The sequence below is a fragment of the Pseudomonas sp. CDFA 610 genome, assembly GCF_021147865.1.
In the GTDB taxonomy this organism is placed as follows: domain Bacteria; phylum Pseudomonadota; class Gammaproteobacteria; order Pseudomonadales; family Pseudomonadaceae; genus Aquipseudomonas; species Aquipseudomonas alliivorans.
This window is the reverse complement of sequence record NZ_JAGTPM010000004.1, coordinates 311,375-333,157: the sequence shown is the minus strand read 5'-3', so window position 1 is coordinate 333,157 and position 21,783 is coordinate 311,375. Positions and strand designations below refer to the sequence as shown.

The following is a 21,783-nucleotide window of genomic DNA, read 5'->3' as shown; positions in this document are numbered from 1 at the left end:
CAAATACCGCCCTTTACCCGGTCCAGATCGTTCATTGAGTGAACATCATCCGATTTTTTTCGATGGCGGCAAGGTGAAACCCGACACTGAACGACGCATTTCGCTGGCCATCTTCGCCAGATTGCCAATGCTCTCGGCGGTTGCCGCGGTCCCCGAGGTGGTCTGTGAGGTGGTCTGCTGGATCACGCTCATGGTCTGGGAAATCTGGCCGGCCGATTCGGCCTGTTGTCGCGCGGCATCGGTGATACTTTCGATCAGTTCGGCCAGCACTCTGGACACGCCTTCGATCTCTTCGAGCGCAACGCCTGCATCCTGGGCCAGCCGTGCACCACGCACCACTTCACTGGTGGTCTGCTCCATGGAGATGACCGCCTCATTGGTGTCGTTCTGGATCGCTCGAACCAGCGTCTCGATCTGCTTGGTGGCCGACGACGAACGTTCGGCCAGGCGTTGGACTTCGTCGGCAACCACGGCAAAACCACGCCCGGCATCACCGGCCATGGACGCCTGAATGGCGGCGTTGAGGGCCAGAATGTTGGTCTGATCAGCAATATCATCGATCAGGCTGACAATGTCGCCGATTTCCTGAGACGACTCGCCAAGACGTTTGATGCGTTTGGAGGTGTCCTGAATCTGCTCGCGGATGTTGTCCATGCCCCGAATGGTGTTATGCACCACCTCATTGCCCTTGTTGGCGATGGTCACCGAACGCTCGGCCACCGATGAGGATTCCGACGCGTTCGCCGATACCTGATCGATGGACGCCGCCATGTCGTTGATGGAGGTCGAGGCCGCGCTGATCTGCAGCGCCTGATGCCTGGAGGCCGCCGACAGCTGCATGGCCGTGGCCTGGGTCTCGGCAACGGCCGAAGCCACCTGCTCTGCCGTGAGGTTGATGGTGACCACCAGCTCACGCAACTGGTCGATGGAATAATTGATGGAGTCAGCGATGGCGCCAGTGAAGTCTTCGGTCACCGAGGCGGTGACGGTCAGATCGCCATCGGCCAGATTTTCGATCTCGTCGAGCAGGCGCATGATCGCATTCTGATTGCGCTCGCTTTTCTGCGCGGTTTCACGCAACTGGCGGTTGGTTTCGCGAACCATCACCAGCGCAATCAGGATGATCGACATCAGCGCCAGCAGACCCAATACATAACCGCCCACAGTGTTAAGGGTACGCCGGTTGGCCAGGTTTTCCAGACTGTTGGCCAGCACCGAGGTCTCGTCCAGCAGGGTTTGCGAGGTATTGAAGATATTGCCCGACGCTTCACGCACCCGGTACAGCTCGGGCGAGGTTTCCAGGATTTCGTCCACCGAGCCGGAGACGAACTCGAACAGTTCGGCAATTTCGGCCAGCCGCGCTCGCGCATCCCGATCTTCGACCTGGGCAATACGCAGGGTCGCGTTGCCTTCCAGCATGCCATTGAGCACACGTCCGAACTGGCTGGCGTCACGGCCAAAGGCATCGGCAGCCTGCACGGCGGTTTCATCCCCCGCCAGCACGGTGTTGACCGAACCCAGAATCCGCTCGGCCAGCAAGGCCTGACGCTGGGCGACCACGACCTGCGCGGCAGGCGCTTTGCTCTGCAGAAGGATTTCGACGACCTTTTCGTACTCGGCCTGCAATTGCGGAATGGTCTCGGCAAGGGTTGCGGCCACCTGATGCAGCGACAACACGGTCTGCTCGCTGGCCAGAATCACATCGGTGTTCTTGCGCAGCGCTTCCCAGTCGTTCTGCACGTTGCGCAGCTCGTCGCGGATCGATGACGGTGCGGCGGGCAGGCTGGTGTTGGGATCGCCTTTTCTCAGGTAGCCCCAGCGCAGGTCGAAGTCGTTGCGCGCATCGGCCAGCAGTTTGAACGCCTGGGCCTTGCCTGCCGCCGCTTCGGTGGCGTTTTTCGCGATGCGCTGGGACAGCACGCGCAGCTCTCCGGCGTGCCCGATGTACTGCTTGTCGTAGTTCGACTGAGTATTGAGGTAAGCGAAGTTGGCGAACAGCAACATGATGAACACGATGAGCGCGAAGAACAGCACGATAATTTGCGTACGACTGCGTGCGCCTTCCAGTGACCTGCCTGTCTTACTCATGAAATCAGGCCCCCGCCTGGACCAACTGCGATTCGTGACACAAAAACCGGCCCGCCCACGGCGAGCCGCTGCGACCTTCTAGAACGCCACATCCACAAACTCCGCAGACTGCACCAGCGCCCACGGACTGAACACCAGCCAGGCCTGTTCACGAATGAACTGTCCACGCAGAAACGGCAACAGACGCGGATCCAGCGTGGCCTGCGCTTCGGAAATCAGGCTCAACTGACTGAAATGCTGCATGCCGAAGACTTCGTCCACCAGCAGACCGGCGAACGCATCCTGATGTTCGACCACCAGCACGCGGCGCTGCTTGCGCACGGGCGATAGCTCCTGCCCGAAGAATCCGCAAAGGTCGGTCAGCGGCAACAGTCGTCCGCGCAGATTGGCAATGCCCACCACCCAGGGTTTGACCCCATGCAACGCAGCGTGTCGTGGCTCGTGCAGGATTTCGGCGATCTCGCCAATGGGCGCCACAAAACGCTGCTCGCCCATTCTGAACCCGATACCGACCCAGTCCTGCTGATGAGCTTCCTGCAAAGGCAGGCCGGCCGCCAGCGACCGACAGCGCCGGTCGATGTCCAGAAGCATTTCAAAGGCTGTGCGTGGCTCGGCCATGGCGATTCCGGCAATCAGCCGGCCAGCACCGCGTTCAGGGTTTTCATCAGGGTGTCTTCATCCACCGGTTTGGTCAGGTAGTCACGCGCGCCCTGGCGCTTGCCCCAGACCTTGTCGGTTTCCTGATCCTTGGTGGTGATCATGATCACCGGGATCATGGCGGTGTCGGCATCCTTGGTCAGCTGACGCGTGGCCTGGAAGCCGTTGAGCCCCGGCATCACGATGTCCATCAGCACGGCGTCGGGTTTTTCCTGACGGGCCAGGGCCACGCCGTCTGCGCCGTTTTCAGCCTTGAGCACCTCATGGCCATGCTTCTCCAGCATGCCGGTGAGTTTGTACATTTCAGTCGGCGAGTCATCGACGATCAATATTCGAGCCATGGGTGTTCCCCGTCAGGTTGCGAGCACGCGTTCTTCAATGGCGCGAGCGTCACGGTATGTGTTGTTCTACTGCAACGAAACTCGGCACATGAGCCTTGATCGCGCTGAGCAGCTCTTCCTTGCTGAACGGCTTGGTCAGAAACTGATCCGACCCGACAGCCCGCCCCCTGGCCTTGTCAAACAGCCCGTCCTTGGAGGACAGCATAATGACAGGCGTGGACTTGAACGCTCGATTGTTCTTAATCAGGGCACAGGTCTGATAGCCATCCAGACGCGGCATCATGATATCGACGAATATGATGCGCGGGTGGTTATCGGCAATCTTGGCCAGCGCGTCGAAACCGTCGACGGCCGTGATGACTTCACAGCCGACGTTTCTCAGCAGCGTTTCGGCGGTACGGCGAATGGTCTTCGAGTCATCGATGACCATGACTTTCAAGGCTGTGGGATGTTGTTCCATATCTGCTCTTCCATCGCCGCAGCGAATTTTTGCGTGTACTGCAAAGCACTGGGAGCCTGATGGTATGGCTTCACTGATCCGGAAGGATCCTGGACTTGGTGTGAGGCCTTTTTAGCACACTCCTCCCTCTCAATCCATAAACTGCGCCGCCCCTTGACCGGGAGCACTCGGAGCGCCACCCTGACGCCAATTTCACGGCCGTATCGGCCCTTATCGATCAGAGGATATTGCCCATGAGCGTTCGCCTAGGGATTGTCATGGACCCCATTGAGCGCATCTCCTATAAAAAGGACAGCTCGCTCGCCATGCTGCTGGCTGCACAGGCGCGTGGCTGGGATCTGTTCTACATGGAGCAGAAGGACCTGTATCAGAACGCAGGTCAGGCCCGTGCGCGCATGAAGCCGCTCAAGGTGTTCGCCGATCCGGGCAAATGGTTTGAATTCGAGGCTGAAGTCGACGCAGGCCTGGACGATCTGGACGTGATCCTGATGCGTAAGGATCCGCCGTTCGACATGGAATTTGTCTATGCGACTTACCTGCTGGAGCAGGCCGAGCGCGCCGGTGTGCTGGTGGTCAACAAACCGCAGAGCCTGCGTGACTGCAACGAGAAGCTGTTTGCCACGCTGTTCCCGCAATGCACCCCGCCGACGCTGGTCAGCCGCCGCGCCGACATCATCCGCGAGTTCGCCGAACAGCACGGCGACGTGATCCTCAAGCCGCTGGACGGCATGGGCGGCGCGTCGATCTTCCGGCACCGTGCGGGCGATCCGAACCTGTCGGTCATTCTGGAAACCCTGACTGCCCACGGCACCCAGCAGATCATGGCGCAGGGTTATCTGCCCGCGATCAAGGACGGCGACAAACGCATTCTGATGGTCGACGGCGAACCTGTGCCTTACTGCCTGGCGCGTATTCCGGCAGCGGGCGAAACCCGTGGCAATCTCGCGGCAGGCGGCCGTGGTGAAGCGCGTCCTCTCAGCGACAAGGATCGCTGGATCGCCGAGCAGATCGGCCCGACCCTGCGCGAAAAAGGCCTGTTGTTCGTGGGTCTGGACGTGATTGGTGAGCACCTGACCGAAATCAACGTGACCAGCCCGACCTGCATCCGTGAAATCGACAACGCCTTCGGCACCAACATTGGCGGGCTGCTGATGGATGCAATCGAGAAGAAACTGCAGGCGCGCACCGCCTGATTGGCAGGTTTCACGGCGTGAAGACTAGCGCCATGGCGCAGCAGACCAGACAGTGGGAGGGAGCTTGCCCGCGATGAAGACCATGCGGCGCTCCTGATGCACCGCGTCGATGGCATCGCCGGCAAGCCGCCCACGGCTTAGTGTTTGCTGCACAACGTGCCACGATGACTGCCGGGCCTATCATGCACCGGGCCCCTTCGTCCGATCCGGACCAGAGCTTCAGGCGACATTGCGTTATCATGCGTCACCTGTAACACGACACGGACTTTGACATGCAGGCTGACGAGATGCTGAACCGCCTATGACATCGATGGCCAGAAACGACCTTCCCCTGGAACTCGCCAACGTCGGCGTGCGTCCGGCTGATCGTCTGGGCTTCACCATGATGATCGCGGCGTTGATCCATCTGGCGATCATTCTCGGCGTGGGCTTTACCTATGTGAAGCCGGAGCAGATCTCGCAGACGCTGGAAATCACACTCGCCACGTTCAAGAGCGAGGAAAAGCCCAAACAGGCCGACTTCCTCGCTCAGGATGACCAGCAGGGCAGCGGTACGCTGGACAAGGCTGAAACGCTCAAGACCACCGAAATCGCGCCCTATCAGGACACCAAGGTCAACAAGGTCACGCCGCCACCGGCCAGCAAGCCGGTGGTCAAGCAGGAAGCGCCCAAGACGGCTGTCGCTACGACGGCACCCAGCCCTCAGAAAACCGTCGCCAAGCGCGAAGAGGTCAAACCCGACCCTGCGGTCAAGGCCGCGCCGACCTTCGACAGCTCCGAGCTGAGCAACGAAATCGCCAGCCTTGAAGCCGAGCTGTCTGCAGAACAGCAGCTTTATGCCAAACGCCCGAAGATCCATCGCCTGAACGCGGCCTCGACCATGCGCGACAAGGGCGCCTGGTACAAGGATGACTGGCGCAAGAAAGTCGAGCGGGTCGGCAACCTCAACTACCCTGAGGAAGCGCGTCGCAAGCAGATCTACGGAAACCTGCGACTGCTGGTCTCGATCAATCGCGACGGTTCGCTGTATGAAGTGCTGGTGCTCGAATCCTCCGGACAACCGCTGCTGGATCAGGCGGCGCAGCGAATCGTGAGGCTTGCAGCGCCATTTGCGCCGTTTACCGGCGATCTGGCTGACATTGACCGACTCGAGATCATTCGCACCTGGAAATTTGCCCGCGGGGACAAGCTTTCCAGCAACTGACGCTTTTTTGCCAATACCGCCAGCGCACGCACAACTGACAGTTGTCAGGCACGCGGCTCAGCGCCACACTAGGGCTCATGAAAAAAGTCTCTCCGAGTTACCTAAAGCATCAGTTCTTGATCGCCATGCCGCACATGCACGACGAGAACTTCTCGCAGACCTTGACTTACATCGTCGAGCACAACGCCAATGGCGCAATGGGACTGGTGATCAACCGCCCGCAAAGCCTGACCCTGGCCGATGTGCTCGAACAATTGCGACCGGAGCTGCCTGCGCCGGTACGCTGCCAGCAGATTCCCATTCATTCCGGCGGCCCGGTGCAGACCGATCGCGGCTTTGTGCTGCACCCCAGCGGCCAGATTTTTCAGGCGACGGTTGATCTGCCCGGCGGCATTTCACTGTCCACGTCCCAGGATGTGCTGTTCTCGATCGCTGACGGTTATGGCCCTGATCAAAATGTGATCACACTGGGCTATGCCGGATGGGACGCCGGCCAGTTGGATGCCGAAATGGCCGCGAACGCCTGGCTGACCTGTTCGTTCGACCCGGGCATCCTGTTCGACGTGGACAGCGACCAGCGTCTCAATGCCGCCGCCGCACGACTGGGCGTCAATCTCAATCTTCTTTCGACCCAAGCGGGACACGCCTGATGGCTGCATTGCGCCTGCTGCTGGGGTTTGATTTCGGCACCAAACAGATCGGCGTTGCGGTCGGCCAGGCCATCACCGGTCAGGCCCGTGAGCTGTGTACCTTGAAGGCGCAGAATGGCATCCCGGACTGGGACAAGGTTCAGGCACTCATCAAGGAATGGCAACCCGACGCCATTGTGGTTGGCCTGCCGCTGAACATGGACGGCACGCGCAGTAACATGAGCGATCTGGCCGAAAAGTTTTCCCGCAAACTCAATGGCCGTTTCGGCGTGGCGGTGTACACCCACGATGAACGCCTGACCACCTTCGAAGCAAAAGGCGAGCGCATGGCCCGAGGCGGCCAGAAAGGCAGCTACCGCGACAACCCGGTCGACGCCATCGCCGCCGCCCTGCTGCTGCAAGGCTGGCTCGACGAGCACCCCGAGCTGCTGAATGCGTGACTTTTTGCATCCGCACAGCTTCGAGATACCCGGATTCCACGTTTACGCCTGAGCCGCGCCGCATGGTCGGACGCTGTCAGAGCCCCAAGGAGCAACCATGAGCCTGCCCAATCCCGCCGAACTGATTCGTCAGATGGCCACTGACCTGAACGCTCACCTGAGCAAGCGCGGCATCAGCGACCCTCGCTTCATCGGTATTCGCACCGGCGGCGTATGGGTTGCGCAGGCGCTGCTCAAAACGCTCGATAGCCCGGCCCCGCTCGGCACGCTGGACGTTTCCTTCTACCGTGATGACTTCAGCCAGAACGGCCTGCACCCGCAAGTGCGCCCATCGGAGCTGCCGTTCGAGATCGAAGGCCAGCATCTGGTGCTGATCGACGATGTGCTGATGAGCGGCCGCACCATTCGCGCAGCCCTCAATGAGCTGTTCGACTACGGCCGCCCTGCCAGTGTCACGCTGGTGTGCCTGCTGGACCTGGAAGCCGGTGAACTGCCGATCAGGCCCAACGTGGTAGGCGCGACGCTGTCTCTGGCACCACAGGAACGCATCAAGCTGTCCGGCCCCGAGCCTCTTGCACTCGAACTTCAAGACCTCTCTACCGCCCTCTAAGAGTCCATTGCGATGACGCCTCTCGACGCCAAGCGCCCGCTGCAGTTGAACCATCAGGGTCAGCTGCGCCATTTTCTGTCTCTGGACGGCTTGCCTCGCGAGCTGCTCACCGAAATTCTCGACACAGCCGACTCGTTTCTCGAAGTCGGTGCCCGGGCGGTGAAAAAAGTCCCGTTGTTACGTGGCAAGACGGTATGCAACGTGTTCTTCGAAAACTCGACCCGTACGCGGACCACCTTCGAACTGGCGGCCCAGCGCCTGTCGGCCGACGTGATCACGCTGAACGTGTCGACTTCGTCCACCAGCAAGGGCGAAACGCTATTCGATACCCTGCGCAACCTTGAGGCCATGGCAGCCGACATGTTCGTCGTGCGTCATGCCGACTCGGGGGCAGCGCACTTCATTGCCGAGCACGTCTGCCCGGACGTGGCGATCATCAACGGCGGCGACGGCCGTCACGCTCACCCGACCCAGGGCATGCTCGACATGCTGACGATTCGTCGTCACAAGGGCGGTTTCGAGAACCTCTCGGTGGCCATCGTCGGCGACATCCTGCACTCACGCGTAGCGCGCTCCAACATGCTGGCGCTCAAGGCACTGGGCTGCCCGGACATCCGTGTGATCGGACCGAAAACCCTGCTGCCGGTCGGTATCGAACAGTATGGCGTGAAGGTCTACACCGATCTCAACGAAGGTTTGAAGGACGTGGACGTGGTCATCATGTTGCGTCTGCAACGCGAGCGCATGACCGGCGGCCTGCTGCCCAGCGAAGGCGAGTTCTACCGCCTGTTCGGCCTGACCACCGCGCGTCTGGCGGTTGCGAAGCCGGATGCCATCGTCATGCACCCCGGCCCGATCAATCGCGGCGTGGAAATCGAGTCGGCAGTGGCCGACGGGGCTCATTCGGTGATCCTCAACCAAGTGACTTACGGCATCGCGGTACGCATGGCGGTGCTGTCCATGGCCATGAGCGGACAAACCGCACAACGACAGTTCGAGCAGGAGAACGCCCTGTGAAGCTCAGTATTCTCGGCGCTCGCGTCATCGACCCGGTCAGCGGTCTGGATCAAGTCACCGACCTGCACATTGAAGCATGCAAGCTTCTGGCAATCGGCGCGGCACCGGCCGGTTTCGAAGCGAGCCAGACCATAGACGCCACCGGCCTTGTCGCCGCGCCCGGTCTGGTCGACCTCAATGTATCCCTGCGCGAGCCGGGTTACAGCCGCAAAGGCAGCATCGCCAGCGAAACCCGTGCGGCGACGGCTGGCGGTGTGACCAGCCTGTGCTGCCCGCCGCGTACCAAACCGGTACTGGATACCTCGGCAGTTGCCGAGCTGATTCTGGACCGTGCCCGCGAAGCCGGTTTCAGCAAGGTCTTCCCCATCGGTGCGCTCAGCAAGGGTCTGGAAGGCGAGCAACTGGCCGAACTGATCGCCCTGCGCGATGCAGGCTGCGTTGCGTTCGGCAATGGCCTGAGAAGCTTCAACAACACGCGCACGCTGTGCCGGGCGCTGGAATACGCGGCCACGTTCGACCTGACCGTGATTTTCAACTCGCAGGATCGTGATCTGGCCGAGGGCGGGCTGGCTCACGAAGGCCCGACCGCGAGCTTCCTCGGTCTGGCAGGCATTCCGGAAACGGCCGAAACCATTGCTCTGGCTCGCGACCTGCTGCTGGTCGAGCAGAGTGGCGTGCGTGCCCACTTCAGCCAGTTGACCAGCGCTCGCGGCGCGGCCCTGATTGCACAGGCACAGGCGCGCGGGCTGCCGGTGACGGCGGATGTGGCGCTGTATCAGTTGATCCTGACCGACGAGGCACTGATCGACTTCTCCAGCCTTTACCACGTACAGCCGCCACTGCGCACCCGCGCCGACCGTGACGGTTTGCGTGAAGCCGTGAAGTCAGGGGTGATTCAAGCCATCTCCAGCCACCACCAGCCTCACGAGCGTGACGCCAAGCTCGCGCCATTCGGTGCGACCGAGCCTGGCATCAGCAGCGTCGAGCTGCTGCTGCCGCTGGCCATGACGCTGGTCGAAGACGGCCTTCTGGACCTGCCGACCCTCATCGCTCGTTTGAGCAGCGGCCCTGCCGCCGCCCTGCGCCTGCCTGCGGGCAAACTGAGCGCCGGAGCGCCGGCAGACATCGTCCTGTTCGACCCGGCCGCTTCAACCCTTGCAGGCGAAAGCTGGTTGTCCAAAGGCGAGAACTGTCCTTTCATCGGCCACTGCCTGCCGGGCTCGGTGCGCTACACACTGGTGGATGGGCGGATCAGCTATAGCCGTTGAAGCACCTCCTGATCGTAACCACGCTCCGCGTCCGGCCGTAAGGTGGGACGCAGAGCGTTAAGGGAGGCATGCCAACCCGATGTCAGCCGCGTCGAGCATTTTCCATCGAGACCTGGTTATTAAGTGTCCAGAAGTCATACAGGATGCCGATCAGAAACAACCCGCCTGTGCACAGATAGATAATTCCGGTGATCCACTTGCCCATGTACATGCGGTGCACGCCGAACAGGCCGAGGAAGGTCAGCAGGATCCAGGCGAGGCTGTAGTCGGTCGAGCCCGAAGTGAAGCGCAGGTCGGCTTCGCGATCCATCGACGGAATCAGGAACAGGTCGATCAGCCAGCCGATGCCAAGCAGCCCGAATGTGAAGAACCAGATCGTCCCGGTCACAGGCTTGCCGTAGTAGAAACGGTGCGCGCCGAGAAACCCGAAAATCCACAATAGATAACCCATGACCTTGCTGTGGGTATCGGAGCGATAGCCGTTCATTTGTATCCTCTCTGAGCCAATAGAAAAAAATAAATAACATTTTTGTGACTCCACTGTCGTCATCCGACGTATGGCATCCGACTCCCTTCTACACCGTCAAACCCTTGTCGCCAAAGGGATTACAGAGAAAAGAGAAAGAGTCTTTCGCGCATTTTGCAATGATGCCACTGTGAATCACTCGACAAATGGGGTCAGAATTTTCAAAAAAGCTGTTATAAAGTTGCGCGCTGACCACTATGAGCCTTGCCGAATGCGTCCTTTTTTCAAGACATGGCTAACCATTTGCCTGTTTATGCCACTGGCCGCCCACGCCACCAATCGTGAGCAACAGCTTCCTGCGAGCTTCTCGGGTTACACCGCTAAAAGTCACCTTACGCCCGTGATCGCAACGCGCAATGCGCCTCAGGAAGCCACCGTCATTCCACATGCAACGCGAACCACCCGCGCCGTTCAGACGCCGGTTTCGCGAAAGAATTCCGCCAAGGCTGCCCACGTTCAGGCACTGAACGCCGGCAATGCCAAACAGGGCAACGCCGTTGTGAAACGTGCGCTGCAGACTGTTGGCACGCCCTATCGCTGGGGCGGTACAACGCCAGGCAAGGGTCTGGATTGCAGTGGACTGGTGAAGTACGCCTACAGCGATGTTCGCGAAGTTGATTTGCCACGCACGTCCAATGCCATGGCTCAAGGCCACGGCCAGACGGTGGATCGCAAGGATTTGAAACCGGGTGACTTGCTGTTCTTCAACATCAAGAGCCGCAACGTCAACCATGTTGCGATTTATCTGGGCGACAACAAGTTCGTCCATGCACCGCGTCGTGGCAAGGCTGTCACTGTGGACACGCTGAACAAGCCGTACTGGAACAGCCATTACAAGATCGCCAAGCGCGTATTGCCCAAGCAGACCACGCAAATGCGGGTTGTGCAGCGCTGATATCCCCAAGGCCTGCCTCTGCGCAGGCCTGTTTCATCTCCCCCTTTCCAATCCTAGAAGTTGTCGGGCACCTTGGCCCGCTCACGCGCGCTTTCGCGTGTGATCAGGCCTTTCTTCACCAGATCGGCCAGGCACATGTCCAGCGTCTGCATGCCCAGTGAGCCTCCGGTCTGGATGGCCGAATACATCTGGGCCACCTTGTCTTCGCGAATCAGGTTACGGATCGCAGGCGTACCCATCATGATTTCATGAGCAGCGATCCGGCCGCCGCCGACCTTCTTGAGCAGCGACTGCGACACGACGGCGTGCAGCGACTCGGACAGCATCGAGCGGATCATGGATTTTTCCTGGGCCGGAAACACGTCCACCACCCGGTCGATGGTCTTGGCCGCTGACGTCGTGTGCAGCGTGCCGAACACCAGGTGACCGGTTTCGGCAGCGGTCAGGGCCAGACGAATCGTTTCGAGATCGCGCAGCTCGCCCACTAGAATCACATCCGGGTCTTCACGCAGTGCCGAGCGCAAAGCCTCCGAAAACCCGAGCGTGTCGCGATGCACTTCGCGCTGATTGACCAGGCACTTCTTGGATTCGTGGACGAATTCGATCGGGTCCTCGATGGTAAGGATATGGTGATGCTTGTTGCAGTTGAGGTAGTCGATCATCGCCGCCAGCGTGGTCGATTTACCGGACCCGGTCGGCCCTGTGACCAGAATCAGGCCGCGAGGCACGTCTGCAATCTTGCGAAACACATTGCCCATGCCCAGATCTTCCATGCTCAGGATCCGGGAGGGAATGGTCCGGAACACCGCGCCGGCGCCACGATTCTGGTTGAACGCATTGACACGGAACCGCGCGACACCCGGCACTTCGAACGAGAAGTCGGTTTCCAGAGACTCCTCGAAGACCTGGCGCTGCTTGTCGTTCATGATGTCGTAGATCAGCGCCTTGACTTCTTTGGCATCGAGCGGAGGCAGGTTGATCCGCCGCACATCGCCGTCGACACGGATCATCGGCGGCAGGCCTGCAGAGAGGTGCAAGTCCGACGCGCCCTGTTTGGCACTGAAGGCCAGCAGCTCGGTAATATCCATACAGCTCCTCAATCACATAGAATGCCGCAGACTTTAGCCCTGCTGGCGCAAATCAATGTCCACGATAGCAGCGAACATTTCAACGCTCGAACAACGAATTCGTACAGCGTCTCTCGCGGCGCAGCGCGATCCGGCCTCGGTTGGTCTGCTGGCGGTGAGTAAAACCAAGCCCTCCAGCGCGTTGCGGGAAGCCTACGCTGCCGGATTGCGTGACTTTGGCGAAAATTATTTGCAGGAAGCCTTAGGCAAACAGACCGAATTGGCCGACCTGCCCTTGTGCTGGCACTTTATTGGCCCCATTCAATCGAACAAGACGCGCGCAATCGCAGAAAACTTCGCCTGGGTACATTCCGTGGATCGCCTGAAAATTGCTCAACGCCTTTCCGAGCAGCGCCCTGAAGGTCTGGAGCCGCTCAACATCTGTATTCAGGTGAATGTCAGTGGCGAGGCCAGCAAGTCAGGCTGCACGCCAGAAGATCTGCCTGCACTGGCCGCGGCCATCAGCGCCCTGCCGCGCCTGAAGCTGCGCGGCCTCATGGCGATTCCCGAGCCGACCGAAGACCAGGCCGAGCAGGCAGCGGCCTTTGCGGCTGTGCGCACGCTGCAGGATCACTTGGACCTGCCGCTCGACACCCTATCCATGGGCATGAGCCACGACCTGGAAGCCGCCATCGCTCAAGGCGCGACCTGGGTACGGATTGGCACCGCCCTCTTTGGCGCCCGCGACTACGGTCAGCCCTAACTTTTCAGACAAGGACCCCTTTCATGAGCAAGACGCGTATCGCCTTCATCGGCGCCGGAAACATGGCCTCAAGCCTGATCGGCGGATTGCGGGCCCAAGGTGTAGAAGCGAGCCTGATCTGTGCAAGCGCACCGGGTGCTGAAACCCGCGAGCGCATTTCGACCGAACACGGCATCAAGGTCTTTGCCGATAACGCCGAGGCGGTCAAGGGTGCGAACGTTGTGGTGCTCGCGGTCAAACCACAGTTGATGAAAGCCGTGTGCGAAGCCCTCAAACCCAGCCTGGAAGCGCATCAGTTGATTGTTTCGGTTGCTGCCGGCATCACCTGCGCCAGCTTGACCCAATGGCTGGGCGACCAGCCGGTGGTACGCTGCATGCCCAATACGCCTTCGCTGTTGCGTCAGGGTGCCAGCGGCCTCTACGCCACCGCGAATGTCACCGCGACACAGCGCGAACAGGCCGAGCAGATGCTGTCCGCCGTCGGGATCGCCGTCTGGGTCGAGCAGGAAAAGCACATGGATGCCGTCACTGCGGTATCCGGCAGCGGCCCTGCTTACTTTTTTCTGATGATGGAAGCCATGACCGCCGCAGGTGTGAAACTGGGCCTGCCGGAAGACATCGCTAAAAAGCTCACGCTGCAAACCGCACTCGGCTCGGCGCTGATTGCCACCGGCAGTGAGGTGGATGCAGGCGAGCTGCGTCGCCGTGTCGCCTCGCCAGGCGGAACCACGGAAGCGGCTATCAAGGCATTTCAGGCAGGCGGGTTCGAAGCGTTGGTGCAAACCGCGCTGACCGCCGCCGATCACCGCGCAGCCGAACTGGCTGAGCAACTGGGCAAATAATTTTCAGGTCTTTTTCGGAGCAGATTGATGATCGGATTGAACACCGCTGCAATTTACGTTCTGCAAACCCTCGGCAGTCTGTATTTGATGCTCATCCTGCTGCGCTTCGTGCTGCAACTGGTACGCGCCAACTTCTACAACCCGCTGAGCCAGTTCATCGTCAAGGCCACTCAGCCGCTGCTCAAGCCGCTGCGCCGCATCATTCCGAGCATTTTCGGACTGGACATGTCGTCTCTGGTGCTGGCGATCATCGTCCAGATGATTCTGATGGCCCTTACCCTGCTGCTGATTTCCGGCACCACGGGCGATCCGCTGCATCTGCTGCTTTGGTCGATCATCAGCGTAACCGCCCTCTTCCTGAAGATCTTCTTCTTCGCCCTGATCGCCAGCGTGATCCTGTCCTGGGTCGCGCCGGGCAGCCACAATCCTGGTGCGGAACTGGTCAATCAGATCTGCGAACCGGCACTGGCCCCCTTCCGCAGAATCCTGCCGAACCTGGGTGGCCTCGATATCTCGCCGATCCTGGCCTTTATCGTGCTCAAGCTGCTAGACATGTTGGTCATCAACAACCTTGCGGCCATGAGCGATATGCCAGAAGTGCTGCGTTTGTTGATGTAATCCGTCGATAAAGATCGTACCCATACGCTGTGTGGGTACGCTTTGCCGCTGGAATGCATGTCTAGGTCCGCTCCACCACTGACCCAGTCCGCCTGACGGCTATTCCCTTATTGCCGCTACACCCCACGGTCTTTAGACTTACGCCTCATTCAAGCGAGAACAGGGTCGATGCCCACGGTCTTTCCCCATGATTCTGTCGGTCTGGTCACACCGCAACTGGCCCATTTCAGCGAGCCTCTGGCGCTGGCGTGTGGTCGTTCGCTGCCGGCCTACGACCTGATTTACGAAACCTACGGTCAACTCAACGCCACGGCCAGCAATGCCGTGCTGATCTGTCACGCGCTGTCCGGGCATCATCATGCGGCGGGCTTTCACAGCGTCGACGATCGCAAGCCGGGCTGGTGGGACAGCTGCATCGGTCCCGGCAAGCCTATCGATACGAATAAGTTCTTCGTTGTCAGCCTGAACAATTTGGGCGGCTGCAACGGCTCGACCGGTCCCAGCAGCATCGACCCGGACACCGGCAAGCCTTTCGGCGCCAACTTCCCGGTCGTGACCGTGGAAGACTGGGTCAACAGTCAGGCCCGACTGGCCGACGTGCTGGGCATTGCCCAGTGGGCTGCGGTCATCGGTGGCAGTCTGGGCGGTATGCAGGCGCTGCAATGGACCATCAGTTACCCGGAACGCGTGCGTCACTGCCTGGCAATCGCCTCGGCACCCAAGCTGTCCGCGCAGAACATCGCCTTCAACGAAGTCGCCCGTCAGGCCATTCTCACGGACCCCGAATTCCACGGCGGCTCGTTCCAGGAACGTGGCGTGATCCCCAAGCGAGGCCTGATGCTGGCACGTATGGTCGGCCACATCACCTATCTGTCGGATGACTCGATGGGTGAGAAATTTGGCCGCGGCCTGAAGAGCGAAAAGCTCAATTACGATTTTCACAGTGTCGAATTTCAGGTCGAGAGCTACCTGCGTTATCAGGGTGAAGAGTTCTCCGGGCGTTTCGACGCCAATACCTACCTGTTGATGACCAAGGCGCTGGACTACTTCGACCCGGCAGCGAACTTCAACGACGACCTGGCCAAAACCTTCGCCAATGCCACCGCAAAATTCTGCGTGATGTCCTTCACCACCGACTGGCGCTTCTCTCCAGCCCGATCCCGCGAACTGGTGGATGCGTTGATGGCCGCCCGCAAGGACGTCTGCTACCTGGAAATCGATGCGCCTCAGGGTCACGACGCCTTCCTGATCCCTATCCCGCGCTATCTGCAGGCGTTCAGTCATTACATGAATCGAATTTCGCTGTGAGGATGTCATGAGAGCCGATCTGGAAATCATCCAGGAATGGATTCCCGCTGGCAGCCGCGTGCTCGACCTGGGGTGCGGCGACGGCGAGTTGCTGACCTGGCTGCGTGACCACAAGCAGGTTACCGGCTACGGACTGGAAAACGACGCAGACAACATCGCCCAGTGTGTCGCCAAGGGCATCAATGTCATCGAGCAGGACCTGGACAAGGGGCTGGGCAACTTCGCCAGTAACAGTTTCGACATCGTGGTCATGACTCAGGCACTGCAAGCCGTGCATTACCCGGACCGGATCCTCGACGAAATGCTGCGGGTCGGTCGGCAATGCATCATCACCTTCCCGAACTTCGGCCACTGGCGCTGCCGCTGGTATCTGGCGAGCAAGGGCCGCATGCCCGTCTCCGAGTTTCTGCCGTACACCTGGTACAACACACCGAACATCCACTTCTGCACCTTCGGCGATTTCGAAGAACTGTGCCGTGAGCGTGATGCACAGGTCCTCGACCGACTGGCCGTCGATCAGCAGCATCGCCACGGATGGGCCAGCAAGCTATGGCCTAATCTGTTGGGTGAAATCGGCATTTACCGGGTCACCAGCCCTGGGCTGACGGACCACAGGATCGCCGTGTAATACTGCGTTTTCGAGGAAAACGATATGCGTCGCCTGGTGCTGTCTCTGCTGATTACCAGCCTCGGCCTGCCCGTACTGGCAGCCGGCGCTATCAAGGGCAACCGTCAGGAACGCTTCGGCGACGTCACGGCTCACTACAACACCTTCAATTCGACGGTGCTGCAGCCGGACATCGCCAGAGGCGCCGAGCTGATTCGCAGCAAGGAACAGGGCGTTATCAATATCTTGGTGATCCGCGATGGCAAGCCGCAGATGGCGCAAGTCAGCGGGACGATCAGGGATCTGGCCAACGTTTCGCTGCCGCTGAAATTCAAGCCGGTCATCGAATACGGCGCGGTGAGCTACGTGGCGCAGTACCCTGTGCCGCAGCAGGAAGTCCGAATTTTTGACATTACCGTCCAGACGGGCGGCACTATTCACCGTTTCAGTTTTAACCAGGAACTCTTTCCGGGCCAATGATGAACCTTACCCAACTCGTACTGGCCAGCCACAACGCTGGCAAGCTCAAAGAACTCCAGGCCATGCTCGGCGACAGCGTCACCCTGCGCTCGGTAGGTGAATTCAGCCAGATCGAGCCGGAAGAGACCGGACTGTCGTTCGTCGAGAACGCCATCCTCAAGGCCCGCAATGCCTCGCGCCTGTCGGGCCTGCCTGCTCTGGCGGACGACTCGGGGCTGGCGGTGGACTTTCTGGGCGGCGCGCCAGGGATCTATTCCGCGCGCTACGCCGATGGCAAGGGCGACGCAGCCAACAACGCCAAGCTGCTGGAAGCCCTGAAAGACGTGCCGGACGAGCAACGCGGCGCGCAGTTCGTATGCGTACTGGCACTGGTCCGGCACGCCGATGACCCACTGCCGATTCTGTGTGAAGGCCTGTGGCACGGGCGGATTTTGCATGCGGCCAGCGGCGAACACGGCTTTGGCTACGACCCGCTGTTCTGGGTGCCGGAGCGCGACTGCTCCAGTGCAGAGCTTGGACCGGCCGAAAAAAACCAGCTCAGCCACCGCGCCCGCGCGATGGTGCTGTTGCGCGAACGCCTGGGCCTGAAATGATCCACGATCCGCCTGCGCAGCCGCTGTTCCTGGGCGAGACCGGTTTTTCGTCCGAAAGCCCGCGCCCTGCATTGCCGCACCTGCCACCGCTGTCGCTGTATATCCACATTCCGTGGTGCGTGCGCAAATGTCCGTACTGCGACTTCAACTCCCACACGGCAAGTCCGGTTCTGCCGGAGCAGGAATACGTCGATGCATTGCTGGCCGATCTGGATCAGGACCTGCCACACGTTTACGGCCGCGAGCTGCAATCGATCTTCTTCGGAGGCGGCACGCCCAGCCTGTTCAGTGCCGAGGCGCTGGGCCGCCTGCTGAAAGGTGTGGAACAACGCATTCGGTTCGCCAGCGACATCGAAATCACTCTGGAAGCCAACCCCGGTACGTTCGAGCAGGCCAAGTTCAGCGCCTATCGCGCACTGGGCATCAATCGGCTGTCCATCGGCATCCAGAGCTTTCAGGAGTCCAAACTCAAGGCGCTGGGCCGGATTCACAATGGCGACGAAGCGATCCGCGCAGCGGACATGGCGCGTCAGGCCGGTTTCGACAACTTCAATCTGGACCTGATGCACGGCCTGCCAGATCAGTCGCAGGACGAAGCGCTGGATGACCTGCGCCAGGCCATCGCACTGAAACCGACGCACCTGTCCTGGTATCAGCTGACACTGGAGCCCAATACGGTGTTCTGGAACCAGCCACCTGTGCTGCCGGAAGACGACATCCTTTGGGATATTCAGGAAACCGGTCAGCAACTGTTGGCCGATCATGGCTACGCGCAATACGAAGTCTCGGCCTATGCACAACCCGGCAAACCGGCGCGGCATAACCTGAACTACTGGGCGTTCGGTGACTTCATCGGTATCGGCGCGGGTGCGCACGGCAAACTGAGTCATCTGGACGGGCGTATTGTCCGCACATGGAAGACACGACTGCCCAAGGATTACCTGAACCCGGACAAGCCTTTTCAGGCGGGCATGAAGCTACTGCCGCTGGACGAATTGCCGTTCGAATTCCTGATGAACGCACTGCGCCTTACAAAGGGCGTTGACGCTGCATTATTTCAGGAAAGAACGGGTCTAAGCGTCGACTCACTGGTCAGCGCTCGTAAACAGGCGGAGCAGCGCGGTCTGTTGCAGACCGATCCGACACGTTTGGCAGCGACGCCGCAAGGCCAGCTTTTCCTCAACGACTTGTTGCAATACTTTCTGATCTAAGGACCCTGCATGGATCTCGTACTCGATCTGCTCGCCACCGTGTCACGCTGGAGTCGCAGCAACCTTTCAGAGATCGCCCTGGCGCTGGTGGGTTGCCTGCTGGTGCTGTTCGGCTCTGACGTCAAAGGCTGGCTGGAGCAACGCGTGGGCAGCATGGCAGGCGCCTTGCGCATCCCGATCATGGCCCTGCTGTGCACCGTCGGCAGTGGCCTGGCCCTGATCTACGCCACTCCCTGGGTCGTGCGCGGCCTGAGCCAGTTCAACAACTACAGCCTTGCGCCGGTGCTGTTGGTGGTCCTGGTGCTGATCGGGGTGGTGGCGGACAGGAAGTGATGGTTTTTGATCGCTCCTACGTTCTGCGTCCGCTTCAGGATGTGACATAGAGCGTCACGGGATGCGTTCCCAGGACAGAGCACTCAGCGTTATGCATAAGTCTTGCTACACCAACGGACTGTGGGAGGCGGCTTGCCGGCGATGCTTTTTCTGAAGCGACCTATCGGCGACTGAACGGATGCCATCGCCAGGCCGCCTCCCACGGATACGCATCCAGTCAGACACTCTAGCTTTGGCCCCGTTTTGCGCGTGTATAACGCTGAGCACTCCGCATGGTGGCGGCGCCCAGGGCCCTCAGACGGTTAATCAACCTTCTCGAACTTCAAATCCCAGACCCCATGACCCAGACGTTCGCCACGGCGTTCGAACTTGGTGATCGGGCGTTCAGCCGGGCGTGGCACGTACTGGTTGTCTTCGGCCTGATTGCGGAAACCCGGCGCGACGCTCATCACTTCCAGCATGTACTCGGCGTAAGGCCCCCAATCGGTCGCCATGTGGAACACGCCACCGGTCTTCAGCTTGCTGCGTACCAGCGCCGCGAACTCAGGCTGTACGATGCGGCGCTTGTGATGACGGCTCTTGTGCCACGGATCCGGGAAGAACAGCATCAGACGATCCAGGCTGTTGTCCGCAATGCAGCGGTTGAGCACTTCGATGGCGTCGCAGTCATAGACCCGCACGTTGGTCAGGCCCTGAGTCAGCACACCATTGAGCAATGCGCCGACACCGGGATAGTGCACTTCAACACCGATGAAATCCTGCTCAGGCGCAGCTGCTGCCATTTCCAGCAGCGAATGCCCCATGCCGAAGCCGATTTCCAGGGTGCGCGGCGCAGAGCGGCCGAACACCTGATCGAAATCGACCGGCGCGTCTGTCAACGACAAGCCAAACTTCGGGCGCCCCTGATCCAGGCCGCGCTGCTGGCCTTCGGTCATACGGCCGGCTCGCATCACGAAACTCTTGATGCGGCGGTGCTGGCGCTCTTCGCCCTCTTCGGTAGCAGGCGACTCTGGGTGCGGAACGTGCGAATCAGTCATCAACGGGCTCTTACTTGATCAGGCCATCCAGCGGCGAAGATGCGCTGGCATAGAGTTTTCGTGGCATGCGCCCGGCGAGGTACGCCAGACGACCGGCAATTACAGCGTGCTTCATGGCTTCGGCCATCATGATCGGCTGCTGGGCGTGGGCGATGGCAGAGTTCATCAACACGGCCTCACAGCCCAGTTCCATCGCGATGGTGGCATCGGACGCTGTGCCGACACCGGCATCGACCAGCACCGGCACTTTGGTTTCTTCCAGGATGATCTGCAGGTTATACGGATTGCAGATCCCCAGACCGCTGCCGATCAGGCCGGCCAGCGGCATGATGGCGATGCAGCCGATCTCGGCCAGTTGGCGGGCGATGATCGGGTCATCACTGGTATAAACCATCACGTCGAAACCGTCCTTGACCAGCACTTCGGCGGCCTTGAGCGTTTCGATCACGTTGGGGAACAGGGTCTTCTGATCAGCCAGGACTTCCAGCTTGACCAGATTGCGGCCGTCGAGCAGTTCGCGGGACAAGCGGCAGGTGCGCACCGCCTCGACCGCATCGAAGCAGCCAGCGGTGTTCGGCAGGATGGTGTAGCGATCCGGCGGCAGCACATCCAGCAGGTTAGGCTCGCCCGGGTTCTGGCCCAGGTTGGTACGACGCACGGCAACGGTGACGATCTCGGCACCCGAGGCTTCGATGGCAAGACGGGTCTGCTCCATGTCCACGTATTTACCGGTGCCTACCAGCAGGCGCGACTCAAAGGTCCGACCGGCCAGAACGAAGGGCTTGTCGCTGCGAACATTGTTCATCGGAAATCCTCTTCAACTTGCAGATTAGGGGGCATCGCCGTCCAGTGCCGCCAACTAGCCGCCACCAATGGCGTGGACCACTTCGACCTGATCACCTTCGGACAGGGCGGTGGTTTCGTGCTGGCTGCGCGGCACGATATCCAGATTCACTTCCACTGCGACGCGACGTCCGGCGAGTTCCAGACGGGTCAGCAGCGCCGCGACGGTTGCACCGTCGGGCAATTCAAAGGATTCACCGTTCAACTGAATGTGCATGCGAGAGCAGCCATCATTTTAGGGGGCCAGCATTCTAGCCCGATCAGCCGGTATGACCAAATCAAAGCCACGCCATTCGTCTCAGCCTTCAGGGTAATCAGCCTGGATTCAGGACGCAGAACCCAGCCGCCAGGCTGCCAGCCCCAGAATCGACCAGCCGAACAGAAACGCCAGGCCGCCGAACGGGGTGATGATCCCCAGCTTGCTGATGCCGGTCAGCGTCAGCGCATACAGGCTGCCGGAGAACAGCAGGATGCCGACGGCGAACGAAACACCGGCCCAGGTCACCAGCCGACCGGGAACCTGAGTCGCCAGCAACGCTACGCCGAGCAGTGCGAGCGCATGCACCAGTTGATACAGCACGCCCGTCTGGAAAATCGCCAGGTACTCGGCAGTCAGGCGCCCTTTCAGGCCATGAGCGGCAAAGGCACCGAGCGCTACACCGGTGAATCCGAAGAAAGCGGCCAGCATTAAAAAGCTACGAAGCATCAGGAACTCCAGTGAAAAATCGTCCG

Annotated in this window: 27 protein-coding genes; 17 read left to right on the top strand and 10 right to left on the bottom strand. The window is 60.3% G+C overall.

What is annotated here, in order from left to right; all coding sequences use genetic code 11:
* Positions 1–45 precede the first annotated feature (45 nt).
* The 4 genes from KDX39_RS09445 to pilG all read right to left on the bottom strand — a co-directional run bounded on the left by KDX39_RS09445 (position 46) and on the right by pilG (position 3,546).
* Positions 46–2,088: a methyl-accepting chemotaxis protein gene (locus KDX39_RS09445; protein ID WP_231660131.1), complete on the bottom strand. Its 2,043-nt coding sequence runs from the start codon at positions 2,086–2,088 to the stop codon at positions 46–48.
* 78 nt (positions 2,089–2,166) lie between these two features.
* Entirely contained in the window at positions 2,167–2,706 is a 540-nt protein-coding gene (locus KDX39_RS09440) for a chemotaxis protein CheW (RefSeq protein ID WP_231660130.1), read from the bottom strand.
* Positions 2,707–2,720: 14 nt separating this feature from the next.
* Complete coding sequence (gene pilH, locus KDX39_RS09435) at positions 2,721–3,086, bottom strand: twitching motility response regulator PilH (RefSeq protein WP_004884368.1); 366 nt, start codon at positions 3,084–3,086, stop codon at positions 2,721–2,723.
* Between the two features lie 49 nt (positions 3,087–3,135).
* Positions 3,136–3,546 carry a twitching motility response regulator PilG gene (gene pilG / locus KDX39_RS09430; protein ID WP_099229432.1) on the bottom strand — a complete coding sequence of 137 codons (411 nt, stop codon included), beginning with the start codon at positions 3,544–3,546 and terminating at the stop codon, positions 3,136–3,138.
* A 233-nt stretch (positions 3,547–3,779) separates the two neighbouring features.
* Between pilG and gshB the strand changes: the two genes are divergently transcribed.
* From gshB to KDX39_RS09395, 7 genes are all read left to right on the top strand, one after another.
* Positions 3,780–4,739 carry a glutathione synthase gene (gene gshB, locus KDX39_RS09425; RefSeq protein WP_231660129.1) on the top strand — a complete coding sequence of 320 codons (960 nt, stop codon included), beginning with the start codon at positions 3,780–3,782 and terminating at the stop codon, positions 4,737–4,739.
* 301 nt (positions 4,740–5,040) lie between these two features.
* Complete coding sequence (locus KDX39_RS09420) at positions 5,041–5,943, top strand: energy transducer TonB (RefSeq protein ID WP_099229430.1); 903 nt, start codon at positions 5,041–5,043, stop codon at positions 5,941–5,943.
* A gap of 77 nt (positions 5,944–6,020) precedes the next feature.
* Positions 6,021–6,593: a YqgE/AlgH family protein gene (locus KDX39_RS09415; RefSeq protein WP_099229429.1), complete on the top strand. Its 573-nt coding sequence runs from the start codon at positions 6,021–6,023 to the stop codon at positions 6,591–6,593.
* Positions 6,593–7,033 (top strand): Holliday junction resolvase RuvX, encoded by a 441-nt coding sequence (gene ruvX / locus KDX39_RS09410; protein WP_004884373.1) that lies wholly within the window; start codon positions 6,593–6,595, stop codon positions 7,031–7,033. The genes KDX39_RS09415 and ruvX overlap by 1 nt, the downstream gene beginning before the upstream one ends.
* A gap of 97 nt (positions 7,034–7,130) precedes the next feature.
* On the top strand, positions 7,131–7,643 hold the full coding sequence (gene pyrR / locus KDX39_RS09405; RefSeq protein ID WP_231660128.1) for a bifunctional pyr operon transcriptional regulator/uracil phosphoribosyltransferase PyrR: 513 nt from the start codon (positions 7,131–7,133) through the stop codon (positions 7,641–7,643).
* A gap of 12 nt (positions 7,644–7,655) precedes the next feature.
* The gene (locus KDX39_RS09400) at positions 7,656–8,660 is read left to right on the top strand and encodes an aspartate carbamoyltransferase catalytic subunit (RefSeq protein ID WP_004884375.1); all 1,005 of its coding nucleotides are present in this window, start codon (positions 7,656–7,658) and stop codon (positions 8,658–8,660) included.
* Positions 8,657–9,928: a dihydroorotase gene (locus KDX39_RS09395; RefSeq protein WP_231660127.1), complete on the top strand. Its 1,272-nt coding sequence runs from the start codon at positions 8,657–8,659 to the stop codon at positions 9,926–9,928. The genes KDX39_RS09400 and KDX39_RS09395 overlap by 4 nt, the downstream gene beginning before the upstream one ends.
* A gap of 82 nt (positions 9,929–10,010) precedes the next feature.
* Here KDX39_RS09395 and KDX39_RS09390 read toward each other — a convergent pair whose 3' ends face one another.
* Positions 10,011–10,415 (bottom strand): NINE protein, encoded by a 405-nt coding sequence (locus KDX39_RS09390; RefSeq protein WP_231660126.1) that lies wholly within the window; start codon positions 10,413–10,415, stop codon positions 10,011–10,013.
* Positions 10,416–10,665: 250 nt separating this feature from the next.
* Here KDX39_RS09390 and KDX39_RS09385 point away from each other — a divergent pair, with 250 nt between their 5' ends.
* Complete coding sequence (locus KDX39_RS09385) at positions 10,666–11,349, top strand: C40 family peptidase (RefSeq protein ID WP_231660125.1); 684 nt, start codon at positions 10,666–10,668, stop codon at positions 11,347–11,349.
* Between the two features lie 53 nt (positions 11,350–11,402).
* Here the strand turns inward: KDX39_RS09385 and KDX39_RS09380 are convergent, their stop codons facing one another.
* The gene (locus KDX39_RS09380) at positions 11,403–12,437 is read right to left on the bottom strand and encodes a type IV pilus twitching motility protein PilT (RefSeq protein ID WP_099229424.1); all 1,035 of its coding nucleotides are present in this window, start codon (positions 12,435–12,437) and stop codon (positions 11,403–11,405) included.
* Positions 12,438–12,492: 55 nt separating this feature from the next.
* Between KDX39_RS09380 and KDX39_RS09375 the strand changes: the two genes are divergently transcribed.
* The 9 genes from KDX39_RS09375 (at position 12,493) to KDX39_RS09335 (ending at position 19,171) form a co-directional block, all read left to right on the top strand.
* On the top strand, positions 12,493–13,179 hold the full coding sequence (locus KDX39_RS09375; RefSeq protein WP_231660124.1) for a YggS family pyridoxal phosphate-dependent enzyme: 687 nt from the start codon (positions 12,493–12,495) through the stop codon (positions 13,177–13,179).
* 23 nt (positions 13,180–13,202) lie between these two features.
* On the top strand, positions 13,203–14,021 hold the full coding sequence (proC, locus tag KDX39_RS09370; protein ID WP_099229422.1) for a pyrroline-5-carboxylate reductase: 819 nt from the start codon (positions 13,203–13,205) through the stop codon (positions 14,019–14,021).
* A gap of 27 nt (positions 14,022–14,048) precedes the next feature.
* Positions 14,049–14,639 (top strand): YggT family protein, encoded by a 591-nt coding sequence (locus tag KDX39_RS09365; RefSeq protein ID WP_231660123.1) that lies wholly within the window; start codon positions 14,049–14,051, stop codon positions 14,637–14,639.
* Between the two features lie 168 nt (positions 14,640–14,807).
* On the top strand, positions 14,808–15,947 hold the full coding sequence (gene metX / locus KDX39_RS09360) for a homoserine O-succinyltransferase MetX (protein WP_099229420.1): 1,140 nt from the start codon (positions 14,808–14,810) through the stop codon (positions 15,945–15,947).
* Between the two features lie 7 nt (positions 15,948–15,954).
* Positions 15,955–16,575, top strand: coding sequence for a methionine biosynthesis protein MetW (gene metW, locus KDX39_RS09355; RefSeq protein WP_004884384.1), 621 nt, complete (start codon positions 15,955–15,957; stop codon positions 16,573–16,575).
* Between the two features lie 24 nt (positions 16,576–16,599).
* Positions 16,600–17,034, top strand: a complete 435-nt coding sequence (locus tag KDX39_RS09350) for a DUF4426 domain-containing protein (protein ID WP_231660122.1) — start codon at positions 16,600–16,602, stop codon at positions 17,032–17,034.
* A complete protein-coding gene (gene rdgB / locus KDX39_RS09345) occupies positions 17,031–17,627 on the top strand; it encodes an RdgB/HAM1 family non-canonical purine NTP pyrophosphatase (protein WP_210073434.1) in 597 nt (198 codons plus the stop codon). The genes KDX39_RS09350 and rdgB overlap by 4 nt, the downstream gene beginning before the upstream one ends.
* Positions 17,624–18,838, top strand: a complete 1,215-nt coding sequence (gene hemW / locus KDX39_RS09340) for a radical SAM family heme chaperone HemW (RefSeq protein WP_231660121.1) — start codon at positions 17,624–17,626, stop codon at positions 18,836–18,838. Before rdgB ends, hemW begins: the two co-directional genes overlap by 4 nt.
* A gap of 9 nt (positions 18,839–18,847) precedes the next feature.
* On the top strand, positions 18,848–19,171 hold the full coding sequence (locus KDX39_RS09335; protein ID WP_004884392.1) for a DUF3392 domain-containing protein: 324 nt from the start codon (positions 18,848–18,850) through the stop codon (positions 19,169–19,171).
* 302 nt (positions 19,172–19,473) lie between these two features.
* On the opposite strand, the gene trmB is transcribed toward KDX39_RS09335, so the two are convergent.
* The 4 genes from trmB to KDX39_RS09315 all read right to left on the bottom strand — a co-directional run bounded on the left by trmB (position 19,474) and on the right by KDX39_RS09315 (position 21,757).
* Positions 19,474–20,121 carry a tRNA (guanosine(46)-N7)-methyltransferase TrmB gene (trmB, locus tag KDX39_RS09330; RefSeq protein WP_213014107.1) on the bottom strand — a complete coding sequence of 216 codons (648 nt, stop codon included), beginning with the start codon at positions 20,119–20,121 and terminating at the stop codon, positions 19,474–19,476.
* Between the two features lie 97 nt (positions 20,122–20,218).
* Positions 20,219–21,013, bottom strand: a complete 795-nt coding sequence (locus tag KDX39_RS09325; RefSeq protein ID WP_184321910.1) for a thiazole synthase — start codon at positions 21,011–21,013, stop codon at positions 20,219–20,221.
* 54 nt (positions 21,014–21,067) lie between these two features.
* Complete coding sequence (thiS, locus tag KDX39_RS09320; protein WP_099229416.1) at positions 21,068–21,268, bottom strand: sulfur carrier protein ThiS; 201 nt, start codon at positions 21,266–21,268, stop codon at positions 21,068–21,070.
* Positions 21,269–21,376: 108 nt separating this feature from the next.
* Positions 21,377–21,757, bottom strand: a complete 381-nt coding sequence (locus KDX39_RS09315; RefSeq protein ID WP_231660120.1) for a DUF423 domain-containing protein — start codon at positions 21,755–21,757, stop codon at positions 21,377–21,379.
* Positions 21,758–21,783 lie beyond the last annotated feature (26 nt).